Annotated in this window: 15 protein-coding genes; 9 read left to right on the top strand and 6 right to left on the bottom strand. The window is 32.2% G+C overall.

Annotated features, from left to right (window positions below; genetic code table 11):
* Positions 1–448 precede the first annotated feature (448 nt).
* Together folK and flhF are read left to right on the top strand one after the other, a co-directional pair.
* Positions 449–919, top strand: coding sequence for a 2-amino-4-hydroxy-6-hydroxymethyldihydropteridine diphosphokinase (gene folK, locus CQA53_RS00750; protein WP_115542098.1), 471 nt, complete (start codon positions 449–451; stop codon positions 917–919).
* Entirely contained in the window at positions 916–2,364 is a 1,449-nt protein-coding gene (flhF, locus tag CQA53_RS00745) for a flagellar biosynthesis protein FlhF (RefSeq protein ID WP_115542097.1), read from the top strand. The genes folK and flhF overlap by 4 nt, the downstream gene beginning before the upstream one ends.
* Before the next feature lie 132 nt (positions 2,365–2,496).
* Here the strand turns inward: flhF and CQA53_RS00740 are convergent, their stop codons facing one another.
* On the bottom strand, positions 2,497–4,623 hold the full coding sequence (locus tag CQA53_RS00740) for a dynamin family protein (RefSeq protein ID WP_245945548.1): 2,127 nt from the start codon (positions 4,621–4,623) through the stop codon (positions 2,497–2,499).
* Positions 4,624–5,204: 581 nt separating this feature from the next.
* On the opposite strand from CQA53_RS00740, the gene CQA53_RS00735 reads away from it, so the two are divergent.
* The 5 genes from CQA53_RS00735 to CQA53_RS00715 all read left to right on the top strand — a co-directional run bounded on the left by CQA53_RS00735 (position 5,205) and on the right by CQA53_RS00715 (position 9,105).
* On the top strand, positions 5,205–5,690 hold the full coding sequence (locus CQA53_RS00735) for an META domain-containing protein (protein WP_115542096.1): 486 nt from the start codon (positions 5,205–5,207) through the stop codon (positions 5,688–5,690).
* 293 nt (positions 5,691–5,983) lie between these two features.
* The gene (locus CQA53_RS00730; protein WP_245945547.1) at positions 5,984–6,856 is read left to right on the top strand and encodes a metal ABC transporter permease; all 873 of its coding nucleotides are present in this window, start codon (positions 5,984–5,986) and stop codon (positions 6,854–6,856) included.
* 2 nt (positions 6,857–6,858) lie between these two features.
* A complete protein-coding gene (locus tag CQA53_RS00725; RefSeq protein WP_245945546.1) occupies positions 6,859–7,170 on the top strand; it encodes a divalent metal cation transporter in 312 nt (103 codons plus the stop codon).
* Between the two features lie 232 nt (positions 7,171–7,402).
* The gene (locus CQA53_RS00720) at positions 7,403–8,224 is read left to right on the top strand and encodes a histidinol-phosphatase (RefSeq protein WP_115542095.1); all 822 of its coding nucleotides are present in this window, start codon (positions 7,403–7,405) and stop codon (positions 8,222–8,224) included.
* Between the two features lie 53 nt (positions 8,225–8,277).
* Positions 8,278–9,105: an alpha/beta hydrolase gene (locus tag CQA53_RS00715; RefSeq protein WP_115542094.1), complete on the top strand. Its 828-nt coding sequence runs from the start codon at positions 8,278–8,280 to the stop codon at positions 9,103–9,105.
* A 612-nt stretch (positions 9,106–9,717) separates the two neighbouring features.
* On the opposite strand, the gene CQA53_RS00710 is transcribed toward CQA53_RS00715, so the two are convergent.
* From CQA53_RS00710 to CQA53_RS00690, 5 genes are all read right to left on the bottom strand, one after another.
* The gene (locus CQA53_RS00710; protein ID WP_115542093.1) at positions 9,718–11,268 is read right to left on the bottom strand and encodes a multicopper oxidase family protein; all 1,551 of its coding nucleotides are present in this window, start codon (positions 11,266–11,268) and stop codon (positions 9,718–9,720) included.
* Between the two features lie 853 nt (positions 11,269–12,121).
* Positions 12,122–15,190, bottom strand: a complete 3,069-nt coding sequence (locus tag CQA53_RS00705) for an efflux RND transporter permease subunit (protein ID WP_115542092.1) — start codon at positions 15,188–15,190, stop codon at positions 12,122–12,124.
* Positions 15,180–16,301 carry an efflux RND transporter periplasmic adaptor subunit gene (locus tag CQA53_RS00700; RefSeq protein WP_245945545.1) on the bottom strand — a complete coding sequence of 374 codons (1,122 nt, stop codon included), beginning with the start codon at positions 16,299–16,301 and terminating at the stop codon, positions 15,180–15,182. Before CQA53_RS00700 ends, CQA53_RS00705 begins: the two co-directional genes overlap by 11 nt.
* Before the next feature lie 9 nt (positions 16,302–16,310).
* Positions 16,311–17,840: a TolC family protein gene (locus tag CQA53_RS13185; RefSeq protein WP_245945544.1), complete on the bottom strand. Its 1,530-nt coding sequence runs from the start codon at positions 17,838–17,840 to the stop codon at positions 16,311–16,313.
* Between the two features lie 356 nt (positions 17,841–18,196).
* The gene (locus CQA53_RS00690; protein WP_115542091.1) at positions 18,197–19,213 is read right to left on the bottom strand and encodes a hypothetical protein; all 1,017 of its coding nucleotides are present in this window, start codon (positions 19,211–19,213) and stop codon (positions 18,197–18,199) included.
* Positions 19,214–19,358: 145 nt separating this feature from the next.
* On the opposite strand from CQA53_RS00690, the gene CQA53_RS00685 reads away from it, so the two are divergent.
* Positions 19,359–20,366, top strand: coding sequence for a thiamine-phosphate kinase (locus CQA53_RS00685; protein WP_115542090.1), 1,008 nt, complete (start codon positions 19,359–19,361; stop codon positions 20,364–20,366).
* A 106-nt stretch (positions 20,367–20,472) separates the two neighbouring features.
* Positions 20,473–22,167, top strand: a complete 1,695-nt coding sequence (ilvD, locus tag CQA53_RS00680; protein WP_112051686.1) for a dihydroxy-acid dehydratase — start codon at positions 20,473–20,475, stop codon at positions 22,165–22,167.
* Positions 22,168–22,174 lie beyond the last annotated feature (7 nt).

The following is a 22,174-nucleotide window of genomic DNA, read 5'->3' as shown; positions in this document are numbered from 1 at the left end:
AAAACATCGCCATAAGCAAGATATTATTTATTTAGAGATCACCTTAACTATATCAACCCCTAAACATAAAATAGTATTTTAAGTATAGCATTTTTCCTTTAATATATTGTAATATTTTACATTTTTGTTCTTAGAAAATATTTTTACCTCTTAAAATTATGCTAATAATATATTTTAGAGTTTTATAATATAAAAATATAAAATTATAAATATTTGAAAATACTTAAATTTAGAAATATTATTTAATAATAACTTATTTTTGGTTGCAAAAGCAAAGTAATTTAGTTAGAAGAGAAATTTTGACTAAATTATATTAATTTTGTATATTTGTGTTGAAAATACTTATTTTTTAGATATAATAAACGCTTATATTTTCATTATTTCTTTTGGTTTAAAAATATATTATTATAGTTATTTTCTGATTTTTTATTTGATTGTAGGAGTTTTTGTGAATCTATCGATGAAGTATTTTCCATATATTCAACGCTATCCAAAGTATGCTAAGAATATTGCGATTTTAGGCATAGGTTCAAATCTTGGGAACTGCTTACAAATATTGCACAATCTTTTTATAACCCTAACAAATCATAGAAAGATTCATATCTATTCAACTTCTTATATTTATAAGAATGTTGCATTCGGTTATACAAAACAACCGGATTTTTATAATACATCAATTATTTTAACTACGAATATGTGTGTAAGGAGCATGTTTGCGTTGATTTTCTATCTCGAGAGAAAATTTGGTAGATCACGGGTTCGTTCATTTAAAAATGCACCTCGTAGTCTTGATATAGATTTAATATACTTTGCAAATATGCGTATTTGTTTCAAACATTTACACTTACCTCATCAAGATTTCCACAATCGAAAAAGTGTGTTACTACCACTTAGATTTCAATTAGGTTTAAACAAATGAAACTTTATACTTATTCGGGAGAAACACCACCAGAAGCATTACGAAAAGCTCAAAATGCACACGGGGACGATGCCCTTATCGTAGATACAAAAGAGATTCGCAAAAAAACACTAACAGAACCCGGACTTTATGAAGTCATTGTTGCAGTTGATGAATCTGCGGAATCAGTTGCGTTGCAACCAGAACCGATTACAACGCGTTCTAATAGCATACAACAACGACTTGATGAAATTGCACAAAGAGAGTTAGAACGCAAACGAGCACACAAAAAAAGTGATACTTTCGACGAAAATACAGCTCGTCAGCTGAGCCGTGCAGTTAAGGAGATATCCGAGCTTTCTAATGAATTAGATTCTGAAGATGTAAAAATTGATTTTAGCCCCAATGTCGCACGAAGAATACAACGTATACATAGCCAAACTCCAATGCAAATTGCAACCCAACCTATTGTGCAACAAGCTTCAAGCACACTTGAAACATTAAATAAACGTGTTGGTTCAAAATTACAAGAAAAACAAAATGCACACGGTGAAAATGTTGAGGAATTGCGTGGTATCAAACAAGAGCTCGATAAGCTTAATGATAAACTTAAACTTATACAAAATATGGTATGGGAAGACCGAAGTCCAAAAAATGAAGGTATTAATATACCTCATGAGTTTGCGGAAATCTATCGAATAGCAAAAACAAGTGGAATTAATCGAGACCATCTTGATGCTATTATGAGTCTGAGTCTCGAGCTTATGCCATTAAAAATGCGCGAAAATTCTTTAACAATCAAAAGATATTTTCGTGAGGTTCTGCGTAAAATGATTTATTGTCGTCCAGAAAGCAAGGATATGACAAAAAAGATTATTATGTTAGTTGGTCCAACAGGAGTGGGGAAAACAACCGCATTGGCAAAACTCGCAGCTAGATTCTCGCTAGAAAAAAAGGCTAAGGTTGGGATTATCACGCTTGATAGTTATAGGATTGGTGCATTAGAACAGCTTGAATGGTATGCAGAAAGAATGAGGATTAGCATTCAGATGGTTATGGCACCAGAGGATTTTTTAAAAGCACTAGATTCTTTGCGATATTGTGATTATATTCTTGTTGATACCGCTGGAAGATCACAAAATGATAGCGAGAAAATTGCACAAATAAAGAAGTATTTGCAAGGTGATTATAAGATTAACACATCGCTTGTTATGAGTGCAACAACAAAATTTGAGGATTTACGCGATATTTATGATGCTTTTGGAATCTTAAATCTTGATACACTAATTTTTAGCAAACTTGATGAGAGTCGCGGTTTGGGAAATATATTTTCGCTTGCTTATGAAACAAAGAAGCCTATTAGTTATTTTTCAGTGGGGCAAGAAGTGCCTACGGACTTAGTTGTAGCTACAAACGAGGCATTGGTGGATTGGCTCTTGGATGGCTTTATAAATCCAAATAAATAAGAGGTATTTTAAAAATTAGCTGAATGTATATTGGATAATGTTTATTCTTCATCAAGCACTGCTTCCCGGAAAAGTTTGATTGATTTATCACTAAAATTTATCTCATAAATACACACTCATTATTTTAGTATATCAAATTTTGAATGTTTTAATTTTTTCATTGCATTCTTGCAAAATATCATACTTTTTTTGATTATTATCTATGCATAATCCAATTTTTGTATGCACAATATTATAAGTTTTCGTTAATTCTTGCATAAGATTCCATAAAGTTTTTTTATAAAGTGGGAAATTAAGACTTAATTTTTCTTGATAAACATTAAAATGTAACCCAAGGTTAATCAGATCCCGAACATTTTCAAGAGTTGGATTATATAAAGGAAGCGTATCGGGATCTTTACGATGCTTAGAAAGGGCATTTTGCACTTCAAAATTCAATCGTTCTAAACACAATAAAACCATATTTTCAAAATTATCACTAAGCGATTGTTGTAAATATGCTAATTCACAACGCAACGATTGCATACAACGATCCTGTGTTGCAAGAAACTCATATATAATTTCATTTTCTAATACTTCTGACTGCAAATATTTTTCCCTTGTTTCGCTGCCTATTGCATTTTCGATAGAATCTGAAAATCTTAATGATTGTAATGTCTCTTCACACCATGATTCTAAATCATTACTTAATTCTTCCCCTTGATTTACTACAAAATGAGTAAAATTCTCTCCAAATTCATGAAAAAGAAAACCTATCTTTTTAAGATTCCTAATGCTATCATTGTCGCTATTATGTAGTTGGCTTAAAAGTCTCTCTTTTGGCAACATATTCACTTCTCGTATTTGTATATTGTTGGTTTTAAAACCAAATTTATTTTTTCCTTCACGCACAATTTCAATAGGTCTTAATTCAAAGCTATTATAAATTATTTGTGTTAGATTATCTAAATCATTGTCAAGCATTCCAAAAAGCTTATTAAATTGCTTTTCAAGGTTGCTTTGTAAAAGATTAAAACGTAATTTTTCGCTATAAATATGCAATATTTTATCTAGTTCTTTATAGGCAACATTCAGCTTGTGAATTTTCCTTTTTTCTCGCACAATTAATGTACGCAATGTACGCAAAATTCTATATTTTTTAGCATTTTCTGCTTGCGGTTGAATGGAAGTAGAAATAAAATCAAGCACAGCTTGAATATTAGAATCTCTGTAAAGATTATGTGCATTTTCTACTACATCTTCTTGTTGATGTTCCAAATTGTCTTGTATTGATTCTGTATTATTTATATCTTGGAATTTTTCCATATTCTCTGTTTCTTGAGCTTTTTGTTTTACCCCATGTTTTAATTTGATACATGATAAAACATGGGGAGCTGGATTGTTAGCATACATTGTATTGATTGCATTAAGGGCATTTCTCGCAGAAATTGCAATCGTATCCTCAAAGAAACCATTAAATGCTTTTTTTGCATAATCGAGACTTGTGTTTATTTCATTCTGACTTTTTAGTCTATCTTTTTGGTTTAAAACACAAAGACTTTTGCTTGCATAACGTTTGATATAAGTTTGTAAAATCTCTTTTTCGCTATTTTTCCCTACATTATCAATAAGTGTAAGCCAAATGATTCCATCAACATGTTCCAATATGGCATTTGTAGTATCTGTATCACTTTGATTTTGTGAATTAAAGCCTGGTGTATCAAGAAAAACGACTTCTTTTAATAATTGTAATGGAGCAAAGAGCTTATATGATGTAATTTTTGCATTTTCCATTTCGTCAGCATCATTAAGAAAACCAATAGGTTTTGCGACAATCTTTCCATTTTTATAAAGAACCTCAAGCGAAATTTCTTCTCCATAAACAATTTCACACACTTTTGCTGTAACAGGAGTGATTCCGCTTGGTAGAATCTCTTGCCCCAAAAGTGCATTTAGAAAAGTGCTTTTTCCACTACTAAATTGCCCAATAACAGCTACTTTCATCGGTTTATAAACATCTTCTTGTAATTCTTTCAGATCTGTTTTTTGTTCTGGTGTTAATGGGGTGCTTTGCGTGAGTGCATACCGCACGTGTGCTATCAATGTAGAGATTGGATTATCAGTATCATAATCTTGCATTTTTACTTTTAAACATTCTTGTAAAAATATCTCAAAAATGGAATTATCAAGGAGTTTGTGCCATGTACTATCATGCAACATATTTAAATCTTGTTGTGAACATTCTCTTTGTAATATTGTATGTGAAGATTCTGTTAGCATTATTTGCCTTTTATTCTGATGTAATTCTTACTTTAAATTTTGAATTTTAACAAAAAAAATACAAGTTTTTACTATTTTTATATATTCATTTTCTAACTTAATATTTATTATGATAAAGCGTATTTACAATTTCAGCAACACAGAACTACAAAACAAAATAATGTGAGGCTTTTTACATTTCTTTTTTCTCACTTTTACCCTATGTTGTAATATATTTCTTGTAAATATTCATAGAATAAATACAATAACGTAATCTTCATTTCTTATGTATTGTCAAGTCTTGCCTTTATAAAAAATAGTTTATAATATAGAATATTTCAGCATGAATTGATGAACTCTTTGCATTAATGCATTAAATGGGATATTTTCATTATTTTATAGTATATTTCAAAATATCTCTACTCTTTATAACAAAGAAATATTCTACAAATGGAGAATTTATCTCTATATACAAACTCTCTTATCTTTTCAAAAATTATAAATGCATCAATAATATTTTCTAATTCTTTGGAAAAATCTGTTATAATTAAAGCTTATATTTTATCTAAAGAGATTCATATTATTGTCAGTGAGGAGTTGATATGAAAAAAGATTGTAGTTTAAGACTTTATTTTAGTAAATTATTGTGTGCCACATGTATTGCAAGTATATCATTTATTTTACCAACAGCTATAGCACAGGAGCAAATCAAATTGCAATCAGAGTCAAATCTAAGTAGAAAACCAATAAATATTCTAGGTAATTGGCGTATTAATCTCATTGAGATAGATGGTGCATTTGTGCGAGTACCCGAGCAAGCAGAAGGAGCAGAAATTCAGATTTCCAATAATCAAATTGCAGGGATTTCTGGTTGCAACCGTTTTATGTCTGCATATACTTCAAGCATTAACCCACAACAAATTCATATAGAAGATGGTGCAAGCACAAGAAAAATGTGTCATCTATCAGAAGTTATGCAATTTGAAAGTGCATTTTTAGAAATCTTTCGAGGATCTTTTATGATTGAAAAAAACTTTGAAGGGGTAAGTCTTATTCGTGATAATATTAAAATCTATCTTGTTCGATAGCTATTCTCTTTAAAATTTAGATTCAAAAAAATAATTGTAAAAAATTTTCACAATATTTCATAAAATTTCCCTAATTATGATCTATTATCCAACTTGTCCTTGTAATTACCAAGACACATAGCAACATACAAAAATTAACGCAATATGGATTTAGCTTGGTAAGCTAATTTTATAATCCAATGTTCAATGGTAATATAAAAATTGTATTTATAAATGTATGCAATACAACATAAATAAAAACGATAAAATCTTATGTGATATATGTATTTATTAATACAATCTTGGAATAAATGATGTATGATGATGGTTCAAATCAGAATAAAGTCTTTCTTATGTTTGAATCTTTTTTCCATGCTATTCTTGAGAATCCATTTTTACAAAATGCTTTAATGGCCATCACACTCATTAGTATCATTAGCGGTATTATTGGTTCATTACTTGTATCAAATAAAATTGTTTTTGTTGGTGGAGGTGTTGCACATTGTGCGTATGCGGGAATTGGAATAGCTTTATTTTATGGTTTCTCACTTTTACTTGGATCAATTATAAGTGCTCTTTTTGTTGCTTTTAGCCTTGCAATTGTAAAAAAGAAATTTGAAAATCATATTGATACTTTTAGTGCGATATTATGGGCACTTGGAATGTCTGTGGGGGTTATTTTTATTAATCTTACTCCAAATGCAAATGCGGATATAGAATCATATCTTTTTGGTTCACTTATTAGTGTAGATTCTCACTTATTATGGATTATATTTCTTTTTAATGTCATTTTATGTTCCTTTATTGCATTATATTATAATGAAATTCTGAGTATAAGCTATGATTATGAATTTTGTGAATTAAAGGGACTAAAAGTCAATCTTTTCATGAATATTATTTTTGCTTTTATTGCTATTGGTGTAATTTTAAGCATGCAAATATCAGGATTAATCCTTGTACTTGCTATGCTTTCAATACCTGCATATATCAGCAATACATTTGCAAAAACACTAAAAACACAAATGTTTTTTTCATCTTTTCTCTCATGCACATTTATGGTTGTTGGCTTATTTTTTGCTTATCAATATAACATGTCTCCAGGTGCTATGATTACTTTGGTTGGTGTAATATGTACTCTAATTATTTTTTGCTTACGATATATTATTAATATTTTTTATAAAGGATAATTATGGATTCGGATATTTCTCTTGATAAAAATTCTCTGAAAGATAATTTGAATTCTTATGTGAATGTATCTCAAATTCCCAATAATGAATTACTACATAGATTACAGATTGCAGAAAAGGAGTTACAAATTCAAAAAGCAACAACAAAAAATGCACTTAAGGTAAGTATTTTTATTGGTATTTTTTGTGTTTTTGCTGTTGCGTTGAATTTTAGTATACTTGTTACACTCGCTGGTGGAATTGCTGGAACAGATAAAAAACTTAATTCACTCTTAGAAAATCATGAGAATAAAATACATCACAATGAATATTAACATTTTATTGTATAATCTTTCATAGTCTAACATGATAATTATAGTTTATGAAATGAAAGAAAGGAATAATTTATACGAGATACATATAAATTATTATATAAAAACAAGTATTTTTATGTTTTCAACAAATTATTCTTATCCTACAAAACACAATCATTGATATTTCTTATTAAATTACTAAACGATAAAAACACTTTTTATATAAAATATATAAATAATTTCAGGAGAAAACATGCGAGTTGATTTACATAATCATACAATCTATTGCAATCATGCAAGTGGATCTATGGACGAATATATACAAAAAGCTCTTAAGTGTGGAATTGATATTTTTGGATTTTCATGTCATGCACCAATGAATTTTGACTCAAAATATCGTATGGATTGTGCTACCCTACCAATTTATCTTAAAAAAATAAAGGATTTACAGAGACTATATTCTCCACTCCCTACACAATACATTGATAAGATTCATAATAAAATTGAAATATTAAGTGCTCTTGAGGTAGACTATATCTTGGGGCGAGAGGATTTAATCCTTAAGCAGGTTTTAGAAGCAAAAGTTGATTATCTTATTGGCTCTGTCCATTTTCTTGATGAATGGGGTTTTGATAATCCAGAATTTATTGGTGAATGGGCAAAAAGAGGTATAAAAAATACTTGGGAACATTACTTGGATTCCCTGCAAAACATGGCAAAAACACAATATTTTCAAATTGTTGGACATATTGATTTACCTAAAATATTTGGAAAGAGAATGCCCAGAGACCTTGAAACTAAAATGGAAGAAACACTGCAGATTCTTTATGATAATAATATGGTAATAGAAATCAATGCAGCAGGATTACGCAAGGCAATACAAGAACAATACCCTAGTAGAAACATCTTAGAAAAAATAAAAGAAATTGGCTTAGATATTACACTTGGCAGTGATGCACATAGTATAGAACAAATTGGCTATGGTTATGATGTATGTATAAACTTAATAAAAGATATTGGATTTGATAAAATTGCTATCTTTAGAAATAAAGAAAAAATATTATTAAACATTTAACTATTTTTAATATATTTTTTATTTATTAAAATTAAAAATATTTAGGAGAAAATATGAAATTTTTTGTTATTTTATGCCTTTATATAGGCATACTCTTTGCTAAACCATCTCAAGAAATTCCCACAATTACACAAAGTGCCTATGAAATTTTTGAAATTTCACATATTACTTTGCAAAATAAAAAAGGGAAATCATATAAGATTCATATTGCAAAACCAAAAAAAGAAAATCACCACAATTATGCAACTCTCTATTTACTCGATGGCAATGTATTTTTTCCAATATTGCTCAATTTGCTCACTCATACTGATAAATATAAATATCTTCCAATTATTGTAGGTATTGGTCATGAAAGTAATCTAGCATTTGATAGAAAACTTCGGACTCTTGATTACACTCCACCTTTAGATTCTAAATTCAATAAAACATTTACAGGAGGTGGTGGAGCAGATGCATTCTATTCTTTCATTACTGGTATTGTGGTTCCATACATTGCAAAAAATTACCCAACCAATCCCAAAAAGAAAGCAATTTTTGGACACTCATTTGGCGCTCTCTTTGTTTTACATACCCTATTACACTATCCACAAAGTTTTGAGTATTATTTTATTGCTTCTCCATCTCTTTGGTGGGGAGAATCTAGTTTTTTACCCAAAAATCCTGCGATTGCATCTTCTCCAACCGCTGTTATTCTCATGATTGGCGAGAAAGAAGAATTAAAGGGCGAACAACAAATAAACATAAAGCAACTTACTACATATTTACAACAACTTATGCCACAAAACACTACATTAAGATATGTTGAATTTAGCAATAAGACACATGGTAGTGTTATTGCACCAGCACTTTTTAATACTATAAAATATCTTAATAGTCAATAAATCACACTTTATCATAGATAATATTATGTTTTTAACTTATAAATTTCGATTCAAGATTCTATATGTTAGATTACAATCAATATAATATCATCCCTATAAACAAATAGCAATATTCAATGCTTTATAATACTTACATAACTTTCTTATTACATCATCAAATCATTTTGAATTCTAAAGGTTCGCATAAATATAAGCTAGAATCTACTCTGGAAATTTGTTTTTCAAAATCGTATAACTCTTGCAATATTCTTTGAAACTTATTGTAAGTTTGAGATTTTCTCTATAATGTAGGACTGCTCACCATTATAATGAATATCAACAATATTATGTGTGATTAATCTGTGTTATCATATTTTATCATGATTACCTTTGTCTCCTATCTACACTCCAATCTCTAATCTTGTTTTCATCTATATTCCTATCTAATCTTTTCAGAATCTAAGCTTATAAAATTATTTAAAGTAGCTTTTAAGCTTGCAATATTTAAATGTATACAAATAGTATCTCTTTCAGCCTTATTGCCACTCCCCACATTCAAATATCACTCTATCCCCTATCCCCTTATCCTCTGCTAATACCCAAAAGTCCTTATATTCCTCATTCTTAATTCTATTACACTACCTTAACCATGCTCATCATACCTAAATCCTCGTGTTCTAAAATATGACAATGAAACATTCTAAGTCCTTTGAAATCTTGTCTCATTCTAAGTCTTAGAATCTCCTTTGGACGCAGATTAATTGTATCTTGCAGACTTCTAAACTTAGGTTTTATAATCTTGTTATTATGTGTTGAGCTTATAAGTTCAAATTGTGTGCCATGTATATGGAATGGGTGATCCATATGTGAATTATTGATAATTTCCCATTCTTCGACTTCACCCACTTTACTTTCAAATTCTGCTCTATTCATATCAAAAGTCTTACCATTGATATGAAACATAAAAGGCAACATAGACTCCATATGTTTCATATCATGACTACTATGATCCATTTCCATTTCACTAAAAATTACTTTTTTACTCGCTTTTGGTGTGCTAAGTGCTGGGAGCTTTCTAAGTATTTGTGGAAGTGATTTAAATACATTTGTATCTTGATCTTCTGATGTTATGTTTGCTATGCTCAATGGCGATTTGTTATCCTTGACCATCATTTTATCTCTATCGTAATAAAGATTCTGAAGTGTATATTTACCGTTTGGAGCTTCAATAATAACTTCGACTCTTTGTGCTGGAGCAAGGAATAGTGTATCGCCTACATTTTGAGGAGATTCGATAGCACCTCCATCTGTACCCACTATAATAAACTTACATTGTGGAAGGTAAAGCTGTAAATATCGTGCGGCACACACATTATAGATTCTAAGACGTTGTGTGCCTGTAATGCTAATTTTTGGTGTTAATGCACCATTCACAAGCACAAATTCACCCTCTCGACCATTAAGCCAATCATAGATATTATTACCTGGAATCTGTGCGTTAATATCTAATCTCAAGTCACTAACTACTAAATCTTGTTCTTGTAAGTGGGCGAGTTTATCATCTTTTGCGCGCACAATAAATGTTCCTGCAAGTCCCATATACACTTGCTTTGCAGTAATGTAGTGTGGGTGTGGGTGATACCAATAAGTCCCAGCACTTCCATTTGGCAAACTAAAACGATAGATTCTCTCTTGGTGTGGGAGGATTGGATCATGTGGGTTGCCATCTTGATTTGGTGGCACAGGCATACCATGCCAGTGTATTGTAGTTGGCTCATTTAAGTGATTTTGGACTAGTATCTCAATTGTATCGCCTTCATAAGCTTCGATTTTTGGACCAGGTATTAAGCCATTATAGGTATAAAAAGTTGTTGGCTTTCCCTTTACTATCTCAATTTTAGATTCTTTTATTACAATTGTTCCACGAAAAAATCCTTTTTTTTCTGATTCGTTTTTAAGTAAAGTAAGTTTTGGTAGAGTATTATTCGAAGGGAATAGTTTTCTATCTAAAAGCTGAATGTTATTTGAAACAACATTTGGCTTTGGCATATTATGATTTGAGGTATGACTCATAATATTATGGTTCATATTTGCATGATTGTGATGTTTGGATTCTGCACTTGAAGCAAAATTTGCACTTGCTAACATCACAGCATTAAAAGTAAAAAATTGTCTTCGATTCATAACATTCCTTTAAAAATTATATTTAAGCTTTAAATTCAACAAATGTTTGTTGTATATCAATATTGTATAGCACAACATAAAACATTTATTAAACACCGCCTACACAGCATTTGTAATCTCTGGATATTCGTGTCAATAGAATTATGCTTGATAATATCATGTCTTATATATCTTTAGAACAAGCCTCAATTGTTGAAATTTTTGGATTACATACTACCTCAATGCCTATGACCTATATCAGATTACATAAAAGATTCTCAATTATTTATGCTATTAGAATTTGTATTGTAAGCTCATTTATAGATTAGCATAAATCTCCTTATGGGGATTTTTACAAACCCTTACTCCCTTTGAATAATCACAAATTATTGTTTATGGAATCCTTTCATAGATTCCTAACTTAGGATTAATAAAACTAAGATTACTCCTATTATATAAACTTCCGCTACTATAAAGCTTGTTTCTATTATTATCGGGACAATCAATCATAATTCTATCAAATTCTAGAATCTAAAAACATTTCATATCATTCGCAAACACACAATAAAAGTAGTGATGATTCGATACCATAATTTAATCCATTTTTGATGCGTCAATATTATAACTTTTGGAATCAAATTTTTGTATCTCCATACATGTTTCCATTATTGTATTTGATAGTGGCTAAATTCATCAAATTTTGGGTTTATTTAGGTATACATACACATCTATTACTAATTAAATTGTTATCAAATGTTTTAGAGATAGTAAAACAACACTGAAATAAAAAACCTACAAATTATTAATACTTCAATTCTATATAATTGTTAATGAAGTTACTTGATAAATTTCTATTTTCAGTAAAATTATACTTTTAGTTTCCACCAATAATATTAAATCGTTTTGCAATCATTTTAAAAGTTGGAGGTAAAATAAGCAGTGTAAGTGCACTAGAAGTTGCGAGACCACCCAATACAACGACGGCAAGAGGTTTTTGCACTTCACTACCTACACCACCACCAATTAACATAGGAACGAGTCCCAATGCAGCAATGCTAGCAGTCATTAATACTGGTCTCAATCGTCTTTTTGCTCCCATTTCGACTGCTTCCTCAACATTATGTCCTTGTTTAATAAGTTGCACAAAATATCCTACCATAACAAGCCCGTTGAGTACAGCAATACCAAACAGTGCAATAAAACCAACGCTTGCTGGAACAGACATATATTCTCCTGATAAATAAAGAGACACCAAACCACCTGTAACAGCAAATGGAATATTAAGGAGAATCATAAGTGAAAGTGTAATCGAACGAAATGTAAAAAATAAAATAAAAAAAATCACCAAAATACTTAGGGGGATAACAGTGCTAAAACGAGCATTTGCTCTTTGCTGATTCTCAAATTGCCCACCATAAGTAATGCTATATCCATCTGGTAACTTAACTTGAGAATTAATCTTTTCCATAGCTTCTTGCACAAAACCTCCCAAATCTCTATCTTCCACATTACTACGCACAACACCTACACGACTACTTTGCTCACGCATAATGCTGATCGGACCATCAACTGCTTTGATTTCGGCTACGGAATTGATTGGAACAACAAGATCACTTTCTGAACTAAGTTCTAAGCCTTGAAAACGCGAAACATCATTAGCAATATCACTTAATTGACGAATATATACGGGAGTGCGGGCGAATCCTTGTGGAATATAATCAATAAATAAACCTTCTAATGAACTTTTCATAAACTTTGCAAATTCTTCAACACTAATATTAGCACGAGCCATTTTCTCACGTGATGGTGTTACATAAAAATAATTCACTCCCTTATTAAGTGCTGTATAAACTTCTTTACTTCCTTGAATACCCCTCAAAATATCTGCAATCTGCATACTAATATTATTAAGGTCATCGATTTCAGAACCAAAAATTTTAATTGCTAAATCCCCGCGTACACCGGTTACCATTTCACTAATACGCATATCTATTGGTTGTGTCATTATAAAGGTAATACCCTTAAATTGTTCTGTAATTGCATTAATTTTATCTAAAATTTCTTTTTTCGTTTTTACTTCCCACTCTTCTTGTGGCTTAAGAATAATAAATGAATCTGATTGATATAATCCCGCTAAGTCAAGTCCCAATTCATCAGCACCGGCACGAGTAACAATCGTTTTGATTTCAGGAACTTCTTCTTTGATTTTTTTTGTAACTCTTAGTAAAATATTTTTGGATTCTTCAAGCGAAGTGGAAGGAGTTGTCTCAATACTTAAAACAATATCCCCCTCATCAAGTGTTGGCATAAAAGCTGTTCCTATATGCGGGAAGAGAGAAAATGTAAAAACTAAAAATACAAGAGAACCTGCGATAACAATCTTTCCATGATTAAGACAAAATCTAAGCATTGGATAATACAAATATTCAATACCACGAAGCAATAAAGTTTCTTTATGCGGTTTTGATTTTAACACAAAAGAACACATAACAGGTATTACGGTAATTGAAAGGACAAGTGAACCAAGTAATGCAAAAACAATTGTTTCACCGAGTGGAACAAACATTTTACCTTCTAATCCTTCTAATGTAAGAATTGGCACAAAAAACACAATTATAATAATAATTCCACTGACAACAGAAGGTGCAATCTCTTTAGATGCTCGATAAATCGTGTGAATCTGTGTTAAATTTTTTTCGTGACTAAGTCTTTCAAACGCATTTTCCACGACAACAACAGCGGAATCTACTAAGATTCCAACTGCAATTATCAGTCCTCCTAAACTCATTAAATTTGCACTTAAACCATATTTTTGCATTAAAATAAATGCAACCGATAATGCAAGAGGCAAAATTACACTCACTGCCACAGCTGCTCGTAAGTCCCCTAAAAATAAGAAAAGCACGACAACAATCAAGATAATTGCCTCTGCCAATACTTTAATTACAGCATCAACAGCTTTTTGTGTCAAATCTGATCGATTATAAAATGTGTTAATTGTTACATTTGGTGGAAGTTTTGCTCGGATTTCATCAAGTTTTTTTTCTACCATAGTAATAGTATTTTTTGAGTTTGCTCCACGCAGTCCTAACACAATTCCTTCTGTGGTTTCTTCCTTTCCATCAATAGTTACAAATCCTAAACGCGTTTTATGATTCTCAATAACTTGTGCAAAATCTTTAATTCTCACATAACCTTGTCCTGTATTTAGCGAAATATTTTGCAAATCCTGTATATTTTTAGCGGCAGATTCTATCTTAACAAGATACATTTCACCAGGACGATTAATAATTCCTGCTCCATCATTTTTAAGATTTTCTTTGAGGGCAGATTCTAAATCCGAAATGGATATTCCAAGCTTTGCCATATCATGAAAATCTGGAATTACAACATATGCTTTTGCATATCCTCCATAACTACTTACATCAGCTACACCCTTAATACTTCGCAACGCTGGTCGGATTGTAAAATCTAGCAATTGCCTTTTTTCAACTTCCGATATATTGCCCTCAATAGTAAACATATACATATCACTTAAGGGTGTTACAATCGGTGCTAAACCACCAGTTACACCGGCAGGAAGCTCTGACATAGCCGTAGTCATCCGTTCGCTTACCATTTGTCGTGCAATATTCATATTAACAGAATCTTCAAAATTAATGGTAATATCTGCAATTGCATATTTACTTGTGCTTCTCAACGAAGTTTGTCCTTGTAAGCCTAATAACTCTAATTCTAATGGGCGAACAACACGATTCTCTACTTCTTCTGGAGAAGCACCTGGCATTTTCATGATAATTTTTACTTGTGTTGAACTTACATCTGGAAAAGCATCTATTGGGATATGAACAAAACTATAAATACCAAAACATAGCAATAAAGTTGCTAGAATACTGACAATAATTTTCTGTCGTAGTGCAAATTCAATAATTTTAGTGAGCATGTCCACCGCCCCCATCTCCACCTAAGCCTGTCATAATGCCTTTGAGGATCACTAAAGAACCTCGAGCAAGTTTTGCCCCGACTTGCAAATCATTTGAAGTTACAACAGAATGGGAATCTCTTTCTTCAAGAATTTGAATTGAAATGGGCTGAAAACCTTCTTTTGTTAAGATAAAGGCAATATAATCATCATAGTATTTAATCCAACAATCATCTGGGACAATAACTGCTTTATCTCCAATATTCCCTGCTATGTAGATTTCCACAATTTCGCCTACACGGAAATTCTTAGATTCCACCCTTGCTACTGCACTCATTGTATTTGTTTGCAAATCAACAACATTCGAAATTGTTTCAATATTTCCAATCTTTTCTCCATGTATATCAAAGACCGCGAAACCTTGTTTCACACTTCCGCTACGATTTTGTGGAACACGAATTCGCAAGAGAATACTATTACTATTTGGTTTTTTAATGCGAATATAAGGAGTAAAAGCTGGTATTTTTTGCCCAATCTGTGTAGGTGCAACACTTAAAATGCCACTTCCTTGTGCTCTGACAAGAAATCCATATTGCCCTCTGGGATTATCTGGACTAATACCAAAGATTGTGAAAGTCGAGCGAATTTCATTCATTTTGAGTTTTAATTCATTCATTGTGAGATAACTTGTTTGATAAGCTCGTTGCGAAATAACCCCTTGCTTTAACAATTCTTTATCTTTTTTTTCTACTTGACTTGCTATTTCAAAACGACTGCGTGTATTTTGCAATGAAAAATAAAGTTCACTTAAAACATTGGAACTGATTTCAGCTATTGGCTCTCCTTGCTTTACATTTTCCCCCGCTCGCTTATAAAGTGCAACAACAACAACTTCTAAACTTGAGTTTTGTGTATATCCTCCCATATCATCAAAATCAACAACTGCAGAAAAAGGAGTTCCTTTTTCATTTGATTTATCTGTAACTGTAAAAATTCCAATTTCAGTTGCCTCCCTTTCAGCTTCTGTAAGCTTAATTACATCATAATTTTGTGCATAGAGATTATGCATTAGGAGGTATAAAATTACCAATAAAAAGATAAGGCTAATAAAAAATCTTTGAATATATAACATTATTTGCTCCTAATTATTAATATCCGTAAAGCTCTCACCGAGTGTTTCTTCCAGGAATGCAACGAGATTAATATATTTAATCTGTGAATTGACAAGTTCAATTTGAGAATCTACAAATGCGTTCGCTTGTGTAATATATTCAAAAAGTGTTACTTGTTGTGTTTCATAGGCAAGGCGATTCAGTTCAGCTAAATGTTGCTTTACTTCAGTATTATTTTTTGCTATATTAATATAGTGTTTTTGCAATGATAGCTCTTTCAAATAGGCATGTGCCTTGATAGCAATTTGTTTTTTTGTAATCATAGATTTACTTACCGCTCCATTCTCAAGTGCCATATATTTTGCTTTTAAGTGGGATTGTTTTTTTGTAACAGGCAAAGGAACAGATAATTGAAATGTTGGATTATATCTTGAGAGAGAATAATTGACTCCTGCACCAAATTCTAAAGCATTCCAGTGATTTCTTCCTTCATATTGCCCAAGATACTGATATTCTTTCGCTTGCAGATCTAATATTTCTGTATAAAGTGAATTTTTCAATTTTTCTTCTAGTATGCTTCGCCCCACTTCTATATAGTTGAATTGTAAATCGTTAATAACAATATCTTGTTGATTCAAAGCAAGCGAGGAAGTTTTTTTGTCTAAATTATTATTTTGATTTTGTAGATTGGAATCTGAAGTATTAGAATTTAATATTTCTAAATTATAGCCTTGTAATGCCATGATATTATTTAGGTTTGCATCAGTTTGATTGCGTCTTTGCAAATCTTCACTCATTGTTTGTGAGGGAACATTTTGCACATTAGTATCTTTCGCTATTTCCCAATTACTAAGGGTAACATTTGAGTAGCCAAGAGAATCAAGACTATTATTAAGCCCCACACCTTGCTCAAAATGAGAAACATAACCTTGCTTATCAAGTCCTAAAATCATAAACAACATTCTTTGCAATTCTATCAATTCGTTTTGAACTGCAAGGCTCGCAAGCGTAGAATCTATGTAAGCAGATTCAAAACTCACATAATCTTTACGACTAATACTCCCACCCTCTAATCTTTTCTTAGCATTTCCTAAAAGTTGCAAGAAATTACGTTCGCGTGTGAGATAGTATTGATATTTCTCTTTTGTTGCAATATAAGTAAGATAAATTCTCTTTACTCCAATAAAACTAATATTACGAATAAGGATATGTGATTTTTGATATTGCATATTTTTACTTTTTAGACTATCACGCAAGAGAGGATTAACCCACCAAAGTTTTGGTTTCACTAGAAATACTGCACTCCATTCGCCACCAATACGACCATTCTCCTGTGCTGTGCCACCTTCTGTATCCAGATAGGGGTATTCCCATGCAAGATTTGATTTACCTTCTGACAAGAGAGATTCAAATTGTGCTTTGTTATTGACTAGCTCTAAAGAATTTTTTTCAATAGCTTTTACAACATCTTTTAAATCTAAAGTTTGTGTCCACCCTACACCAAAGAAAACAAAAATCCAACACAATACTTTTATAAACAAATTTGTGTATAACAACACTCTCTTCTCCTAAATCATATAACAACAATTACTTATCACTATAATTCTTTTGTAGCAGTAAGGATAAACACTATATTCTAATACAAAAAGAGTAAATTAAGAAATGTTTTTTTGTAATTTTTTGAAGCTCTATGAAAATATTACAAAATTACTAGATATTTTATTAAACTTTCCAAATTTAAAATATTTATCTATTTATCATGGAATGAGGAAGCTGAAAGATTATTTACTTACTCAATGCAACCATTTATTTTTCTTACAACACATGATTCTTATCATGAATAAATTGAACACTCGTTGAAAGTTTGTACTACATCTTTAAATATATTTCTAAGGAAACACTTCTTAGATACACTCTAATCTGGCTCAAGGCTAAGCAATTCTAAGACTTTTTTTTGTAATTGAGCATTTTCTATGCGACTTTGTTCAACCCTCTCTTCAAGTGTCTTTTTTTGTTGGTTTAGTCCCCACAATACTTGGAGCGAAGTTGTTCCAAAGAGTAAATATCCTGTATATAAACCAATAAAACATGCAAGCACAATAATACTACCAAGAAGACGTTTAGAATAAAGAATATAACCCCAATGTCGTTTATATTTGAATGCTTTTTTAATTTTTTTACTCTTTTTTCTTTTTTTGCTTGTCTTATCCTCAAGAATCTCTTGCATGAGAGATTCTCTATCTTCATCGGATATACATTGTCGAGAAGTATATTCTTGCAGATTGTCAGGATTAGATGTCTCTTGGTTAGTGTGTTTATTAGAATCTTGTGTTTGATTCTGTATAGCTTCATTGCTATCTTTATCAAAAAACTCTTCTGTATTCTCGTGTTTTTCATCTTTATTATCTATATTTTGATTATGTATAATATGAGAATCTTCAAAATTGTTTATCATGTTCTCAGGTATTTCACTTACTGAATCTTGATGTGGATTTTGAATTTGTGACATATCTTGTTGTTCTATGAAGTCTTCATTGTTTTCATGTTGAATCTGATTAGTTAAATGAGCAATATCACTACTTTCTTGCACATTTTGTCCGTGTAATTGATTTAATTCTCGGACATCTTGCTTAGATTGTTCATCTTGTTCTACAAAAGATTTACTTTGAGATTCTAATTGCTCTATCAATTCTTCTTTTATTTGTTGTTCAGGAAGAAGTTGTTGCTTTGTCTGGATAAGATTATTAGTATTGTTATGGGTAAATGTAATTGCTGAAACTTCATTGAAAATATCAACAGGAATTACACTTTCTTCTAAAACACTTTCCTCTTTTTTCATATTTTGTGTTTTTTGTGATATTGGTTGTAAATTATCTAACTCTGAAATCTGATTTATCTGCTGATGATTATCTGATTTTTTGGTATTTGACATTCAGAATCTTTCTCCAAAAAAGTTATATAGTTTTTGTATAATTATAACATGAATCAAGACCAAATAGATAACATAAGAAAAAAGCTTAAACTTTTCTCAAAAATAGTGTAAAATACCCTAATATAGATTGCATGGAGAGGGTGCTATGGATATGGAATCTTTTTTCTTGACATTATTACAAAAAAGTGGCATCACTCAAGAATTAGGTGATGATTGTGTTCGACTTCGCTGTTTACATACCAGCAAAAAAACCAAAGAATCTCCTTATATTATCGCAATGGATAGCTTCATTGAAGATGTTCATTTTCGCATACAACCATCTTCCTTACAAACAAAAAATGTGTTCATACAACAAGAGAAAACGCTATATCAAAACGATACTTTGTTTCGCTATGTTCATTCACATCATTGGCTAAGTTACAAAAATGTAGCAAAAAAAGCCTTTTTAGTTAATATTTCAGATATTTTAAGTTCTGGAGCAGAGCCTCTCTATGCACTTTTAGCCATTACTTTACCAAGAGATTCACACAAAACAATGCTTATTGAACTTGTGCAAGGGATACAAGAAATTTGCAAAAAATACAACATTGCCCTTATTGGAGGAGATACAACAAAAGGCGATAAACTTGGTTTTCATATTACTTTGATTGGAAAACTTAAAAGTAAATATTTACATAGGAATCATCTCATAAAAGGAGATTATCTTGCTTATACAAGCCGTCGGAATGCGAATTTGGGTGGAAGCCTCAAGATATTAAAAAGTCTCTTGCGATATGGTGCGACAATCAATAAAATACCATATAATTGTATAGAATCTAAGAACCCTTATGCACGTTTTTGCTTACCAGTTACGCGAGAGAAATTTATTTTCCAAGCATATAAATATATTCATGCTTGTATGGATATTAGTGATGGTTTAGCAACTGAAATTACTCGATTGGAAAAATTGAATAATTTGCAATTTTATGCTTTTAAGAAACTTAAAGATTCTGTATATCAAAGTGGCGAAGAATATGAATTACTCATAAGTTTTTCCCAAAAAAATATTCCTGCACTCAAGAGAATAGCACATCGTTCAAGAATAAAGCTACATATTATTGGAAAATTTGGAAGATTTCAACATAAAAAATTAAAAATGATTGCATGGCATTAGTTTTTGTGTTTTTATCTTAATTTTTTATTATTTTTAACTTTTCTATATTAGAATGTTAGCCTTTGGACATGAAACAAAAAATATTGCTATTATTAAGGAGAAACCCATGCGAAGTGATATTATCAAAAAAGGTTACCAAAAAGCCCCGCACAGGAGTTTATTGCGTGCCACAGGTTTGAAAGATGAGGATTTTTCTAAACCTTTTATCGGTGTGGCAAATAGCTACATTGACATTATTCCGGGACATTTCTTTTTGCAAGAATATGGACGCATTATCAAAGAGGAAATCCGCAAAGCAGGAGCTGTGCCATTTGAGTTTAATACGATTGGTGTCGATGATGGTATCGCTATGGGGCATAGTGGAATGCTCTATTCGCTCCCTAGTCGCGAACTCATCGCCGATAGTATAGAATCTGTAATGAATGCCCACGCACTTGATGCGATGATTTGTATCCCAAACTGCGACAAAATCGTGCCGGGTATGATTATGGGTGCGTTGCGTGTGAATGTGCCGACAATCTTTGTGAGTGGCGGTCCTATGCTCGCTGGACGCTTAGAGGACGGCACTGCACTTGATTTGAACTCTGCATTTGAGGCAGTAGGTGAGTTTGCAAGTGGCAAGATTGATGAAAAAAGACTGCATGAGATAGAATGCAAAGCCTGTCCGAGTGGTGGGAGTTGTAGCGGAATGTTTACTGCAAACTCAATGAATACGCTTTGTGAAGCGATGGGTATCGCCCTACCGGGCAATGGCACGATTCCCGCCCTTACGAAAGAGCGTGAGGAATTGCTCCGCAAAGCCGCAAGAAGAATCGTCCAAATCGCCCTAGATTCTACTTTAAGCGAGAAATTCAAACTCCGCAATATTTTGAACTTCAAAGCCATTCACAATGCCTTTGTCGTGGATATGGCGATGGGCGGAAGCACCAATACCGTGCTTCACATGCTTGCCATTGCCAAAGAGGCAGAGACAGACTTCGAGCTATCAAACATTAATGACATCGCGACAAAAGTCGCCCATATCGCCAAAATCGCACCGGCACTAAGTAGCGTGCATATGGAGGATATTAATCGTGCGGGGGGAGTGAATGCCGTCATGAATGAAGTCAGTAAAAGAGGAAATTCTATCCTCCACCTTGACGCCCTCACTATCACGGGCGAGACTTTGGAGGAGCGGATTAAAAACGCGGAGATTCTAGATTCTCATATTATCCGCCACAATGAAGAGGCATATTCGCAAGTGGGCGGATTAAAAATCCTCTATGGCAATCTCGCCACACAAGGTGCGGTGCTCAAAGTCGCTGCAGTTGCAGAATCTATGAAGGAATTTGAGGGCAAAGCCGTGTGCTTTAACTCGCAAGATGAGGCGATTAAAGGTATCGCAGGGGGAAAAGTCAAGGCGGGTAATGTCGTGGTTATCCGCTATGAGGGACCGCGTGGGGGACCCGGAATGCAAGAAATGCTAAGCCCAACAAGCCTTATTATGGGAATGGGGCTTGGCGAATCTGTCGCCCTCATCACCGATGGGCGATTTAGCGGAGCGACAAGGGGAGCGTGTATAGGGCATATCAGCCCGGAAGCTGCGGAAGGAGGCTTGATAGGACTTATTCAAGATGGCGATACTATCCGCATATCTGTATCGCAAGGAAGCCTTGAATTGCTCGTGGATTCTGCAACCATAGAATCTCGCAAAGCGAAGTGGAAGCCTATCAAAAAGGAGGTGCAAGGCAAGTGGCTCAAACGCTATGCTTTGCTTGTAAGCAATGCGGCAAATGGTGCGGTGCTAAAAACGGAGTTGTGAGAATCCA

It is taken from the genome of Helicobacter didelphidarum (genome assembly GCF_003364195.1).
Lineage (GTDB): Bacteria > Campylobacterota > Campylobacteria > Campylobacterales > Helicobacteraceae > Helicobacter_A > Helicobacter_A didelphidarum.
The sequence above is the reverse complement of the archived record's forward strand: the minus strand, read 5'-3'. Positions and strand labels throughout refer to the sequence as shown.